The organism is Pseudomonas sp. Lb2C2, from assembly GCF_052112205.1.
Taxonomy (GTDB): domain Bacteria; phylum Pseudomonadota; class Gammaproteobacteria; order Pseudomonadales; family Pseudomonadaceae; genus Aquipseudomonas; species Aquipseudomonas kilonensis.
This window is the reverse complement of the sequence record NZ_JAUTYW010000047.1, coordinates 1-240: the sequence shown is the minus strand read 5'-3', so window position 1 is coordinate 240 and position 240 is coordinate 1. Positions and strand designations below refer to the sequence as shown.

1 protein-coding gene is annotated in these 240 nt (G+C 64.2%); it reads left to right on the top strand.

Features of this window, described 5'->3' with window-relative positions; translation table 11 throughout:
- Positions 1-240: VCBS domain-containing protein (locus Q7F16_RS30210; RefSeq protein WP_412007504.1), on the top strand; the 240-nt coding region annotated here is incomplete at both ends.

Sequence of the window (240 nt, the reverse complement as noted above, 5' to 3'; positions counted from 1 at the left end):
TTACGGTCTATGAAAAAGCCCTCGACCTGAACCAGGACGGCCAGGACCTGGCCCCTGGCACCGTCACTGGCAGCGAGCCGAGTGCCACCAGTGAAACCGCCAGCGGTAGCTTGGTCGGCTCGATCAGCGGTGCCGTTGGCGCAGTGACCTTCGCGCTGGTGGGCAATGCCAACGGTGCCTACGGTCAACTGTCGCTTCAGCCCGACGGCTCCTACACCTACACCCTGACCTCGCCAGCCA